The sequence below is a fragment of the Mesorhizobium sp. P5_C1 genome, assembly GCF_054049815.1.
This window is the reverse complement of record NZ_JBFULQ010000468.1, coordinates 1-4,279: the sequence shown is the minus strand read 5'-3', so window position 1 is coordinate 4,279 and position 4,279 is coordinate 1. Positions and strand designations below refer to the sequence as shown.

The window sequence follows — 4,279 nt, the reverse complement described above, 5'->3', positions numbered from 1 at the left end:
CGCCGTTGACCGCAAGGCCGCCTACCCTGTTTTTGACGCCGCTGCCGAGACGCCATTCGAAGGCGTTCCGGCCACCGTCCTTGCAACGGCGATCGGCTATCACCAATTCGAGGGCATGGCGCTGGTCAACGCCGCCTGAGGCGGTGCTCCGCGATCCATGCTGCAACGATACAAAAAGGTCGAGGGCTCCCGGATGGCCAATCTGAACGATCACATGGGCAGGCCGATCGTCGCCGTCACCGGCATCGGCGTGGTGACCTCGCTTGGCGTCGGCAAGGCCGACAATTGGGCGGCGCTGACCTCGGGCAAGTCGGGCATCCACCCGATCACCCGCTTTCCGGTCGACCATCTCAACACCCGCATCTCCGGCACTGTCGACTTCCTGGCGTCGAGTTCGAAGGGCGCCAGTCCCCTCACCTACGAACTGGCCGAAACCGCCGCGCACGAGGCCGTGGCCGAAGCCGGTCTCAATTCCAGTGATTTCGGCGGTCCGCTTTTCCTGGCTTCGCCACCGGTAGAACTCGACTGGCGCGAACGCTTCTCGCTCTACAATTCCGACAAACAGGATGCCGGCGCCGAAAGGCTGCTGCGGGTCGCGCGCGGGCTGAAGGAAACAGACATTTTCGAGACCACACAGTTCGGCTCGATCGCCGACCGTCTCGCCGACCGTTTCGGCACCCGCGGCCTGCCGATCACGCTCTCGACCGCTTGTGCCTCCGGCGCCACCGCCATCCAGCTCGGTGTCGAGGCGATCCGCCGCGGCGAATGCGACCGGGCGCTGTCGATCGGCGCCGATGGTTCGGCGACCGCCGAGGCACTGATCCGCTTCTCGCTGCTGTCGGCGCTTTCGACCCACAACGACATCCCGGAAAAAGCCTCAAAACCCTTCTCCAAGGACCGCGACGGCTTCGTGCTGGCCGAGGGTTCCGGCGCGCTCGTGCTGGAATCGTTGGAGGCCGCCCTCGCGCGCGGCGCCACCGTTCTCGGCATCCTGCGCGGCTGCGGCGAGAAAGCCGATGATTTCCATCGCACCCGCTCGAAGCCCGACGGTTCGCCGGCAATCGCGGCGGTTCGTGCCGCCCTCACCGATGCCGGCCTGAGCGAAGACGAGATCGACTACGTCAACGCCCACGGCACCTCGACGCCGGAAAACGACAAGATGGAGCACCTGTCGCTGTCGACGGTGTTCGGCGAGCGGATCGGTTCGATGCCGATCTCTTCGAACAAGTCGATGATTGGCCATACGCTGTCAGCGGCTGGCGCGGTCGAGGCGGCGTTCTCGCTGATGACGATGCGCGAAAGCGTCATTCCGCCGACCATCAACTACGACAATCCCGACCCCGCGATCGTGCTCGACGTGGTGCCGAACAAGAAGCGCAATGCCGAGGTTCGCACCGTTCTGTCGAACTCCTTCGGCTTCGGCGGCCAGAACACTTGCCTTGTCATGGCGCGGGAACCGGTCTAAGCGACCTTTTTCCGCCAAACAGAACCGACAGGCTCCATGCGCGCACTGCAACTTATCGAGGACCGCCGTCTTGAAACGGTGGACCTGCCGCCTCCCCCGCCGCCGGCACTCGGTGAAGTCACGCTGCGTATCAAGGCGGTGGCGCTGAACCACATCGACGTCTGGGGCTGGCGCGGCATGGCCTTCGCCAAGCGCAAGCTGCCGTTGGTCGTCGGCGCGGAAGCCTCCGGCGAGGTCGAGGCGGTCGGTCCCGGTGTTTCCAGTCTCTTGCCCGGACAGTTGGTTTCGATCTACGGCGCGCGCACCTGCGGCCTTTGCCGTGCCTGCCGCGAAGGCCGCGACAATCTCTGCGAGCATGTTTCGGGGGTTCACGGCTTCCATCTCGACGGCTTCGCGCAGGAAAAGATCAACCTGCCGGCGCGCCTTCTGGTCCCCGCCCCGCCCGGCGTGACAGATATCGGTGCCGCAGTGGCGCCCGTCACTTTCGGCACCGTCGAGCACATGCTGTTCGACAATGCCCGGCTGCAACCAGGCGAGACCATCCTGGTCCATGCCGGTGGCTCCGGCATCGGCTCGGCGGCCATCCAGCTGGCGAAGCGGATGGGCTGCACGATCATCACCACGGTCGGCTCGAACGACAAGATCGACAAGGCCAGGGCGCTCGGCGCCGATCATGTCATTAACTATCGCGACGACCGTTTCGAAGGCGTCGTGCGCAAGCTGACCAGGAAGAAGGGCGTCGACGTCGTTTTCGAACATGTCGGCGCCGACACTTTTGCCGCCTCGATGCTGTGCCTGAAGCGCGGCGGTCGCCTGGTGACCTGCGGCTCGACCTCGGGCGTGTCGACGCAGATCAACCTGATGCAGCTGTTCCAGCAGCAGTTGAAACTGCTCGGCTCCTTCGGCTGCCGCATGGAGAACATGGCCAACGCCATGCAGAAAATGGCGGCGGGACAGGTCGCACCGGTCATCGACACCGAAGTCGGCTTCGACGATATCGATGCCGCGCTGAAGCGCATGGAAGGCCGCGACGTGTTCGGCAAGATCATCCTGCGCGTCGACTAGAGCTTGACCTCAGTGCTCAAGAAGTTTCGCCGGGATCTCAAATTTCGCTATGGCAGGCAGTTGCGCCAGTTGAACTACTGGCTGGTGGCGCGTGCGGCGATGATGATCATCTCGGCGCTGCGCCTGCTGCCGGCCGACAGCGCGCTGAATTTCGCCGACCGCGTCGCACGCCGTGTCGGCCCTCGGGTCGGGCGCCATCAGGTCGCCGTCGACAATCTGCGCAGGGCCTATCCGGAAAAGAGCGAAGCCGAGATCCAGGCCATCGCCTCCGACATGTGGGGCAACATGGCCCGCCTGGCCGCCGAATACATCTTTCTCGACGCCCTGTTCGACTACGATCCCGCTGCCACCAGTCCGGGACGCGTCGAGGTCAAGGGGATAGAACACTTCATCGAGATCGCCGCCGAAAAGCAGCCGCACATCGTCTTCACCGGCCATCTCGGCAATTTCGAATTGCTGCCGGTGGCCGCCGCAACCTTCGGCATGAACATCACGGCGCTGTTTCGCCCTCCCAACAATCCCTATCTCGCCGACTACATCCTCTCGACGCGCCGCTCGACCATGGGATCACTGCTGCCATCGATGGCCGGCGCCTCGTTTGCGTTGGCCGGGGTCTTGGAGAAAGGCGGCAACATCGGTGTCTTGGTCGACCAGAAATTCACCAACGGCCTCGAGACGACGTTCTTCGGCCGCCCCTGCCAGAGCAATCGCGTGCTGGGAACCCTTGCCCGTCACTACGACTGCGACGTCTATCCGGCGCGCTGCGTCAGGCTTCCGGGCAACCGCTTCCGGCTCGAGATCGAGGACAAGCTGACCTTGCCGCGGACCGCTGACGGCATCGTCGACGTCCGTGCCACCACCCAGCTTCTCAACGACGTGGTCGAGCGCTGGGTGCGCGAAGACCCTGGTCAGTGGATGTGGTTCCACAAAAGGTGGGAGATCGGCGGCCGGCGCAGAAAGCGGCCCCCGCAGGCGGGAGCGCCAGTCGCTGGCGCCTAAGCCCGTTGATTGGCCACCGGTCCTGACATTCGTAGCGTTGTTGGTCAGGGAATCTTAAACGGCCGGGGCGCAGATATCCCAGGGATGTTCATCGGCTGGGACCGTTGCATGGTTAGTCTCGAAACGCGTCGCGCCGACCGGGATAGGCTCGAAGACCGCTCGTTTGGCCGTTTTGGCAGGGCCTGGTCCTTTATCCGCCAGCGAGGCTTGCTGGAGCCGATCAGGCTCGTTCGCCAGCATGGGATCGGCGCGAGCGTTGGCTTTGTCCTGCGGAACGTCCGCTATATCGTCGCCGACCGCCTCGCGCGAAAATGGGATCGCCGGCACGATGTCGATACGGCCGGTTCGATCCAGCTCGCTGCGCTCGATGTCGTCGGCCCGCATCGCAGCAAGGGCAACGAAGCGGTATGCACCTCGCCGAAAACCTTTGATTTCATCATGAAGTCGCTGCCCCAAGACCTCCAGGGCCGCACATTCATCGACATCGGCTCTGGAAAATCGCGGACGCTGTTGCTGGCGTCGCGCTATCCGTTTGCAGAGATCATCGGGGTGGAGTTCGCTCGCGAGTTGGTCGAAATCGCCAGGAGCAACATAAGGCGCTTCAGGAATCCGTCGCAGAAATGCCGCGCGCTCAGTGTCGTCGAGGCGGACGCGGCGACCTACGAATTTCCCGATGCGCCCCTGGTGGTCTATTTCTACAATCCTTTTTCCAAAGACGTTTTCGACATCGTGCTGAAAAATCTCGTGTCG

The 4,279-nt window shown here is 63.7% G+C and carries 4 protein-coding genes and 1 pseudogene; all 5 read left to right on the top strand.

The genetic code is table 11. The features are described from left to right. Window positions 1-139 (top strand): annotated as a pseudogene (locus ACXJ7R_RS25955) (beta-ketoacyl-ACP synthase); the annotation flags it as partial. Between the two features lie 54 nt (window positions 140-193). After that, window positions 194-1,465, top strand: coding sequence for a beta-ketoacyl-ACP synthase (locus ACXJ7R_RS25950; protein ID WP_457154323.1), 1,272 nt, complete (start codon window positions 194-196; stop codon window positions 1,463-1,465). A 36-nt stretch (window positions 1,466-1,501) separates the two neighbouring features. Then, complete coding sequence (locus ACXJ7R_RS25945) at window positions 1,502-2,530, top strand: zinc-binding dehydrogenase (RefSeq protein ID WP_457154322.1); 1,029 nt, start codon at window positions 1,502-1,504, stop codon at window positions 2,528-2,530. Window positions 2,531-2,542: 12 nt separating this feature from the next. Beyond that, window positions 2,543-3,529, top strand: a complete 987-nt coding sequence (locus ACXJ7R_RS25940; RefSeq protein ID WP_457154324.1) for a lipid A biosynthesis lauroyl acyltransferase — start codon at window positions 2,543-2,545, stop codon at window positions 3,527-3,529. Between the two features lie 9 nt (window positions 3,530-3,538). After that, window positions 3,539-4,279 (top strand): class I SAM-dependent methyltransferase (locus ACXJ7R_RS25935; RefSeq protein ID WP_457154321.1); only part of this gene is annotated, 741 nt, incomplete at its 3' end.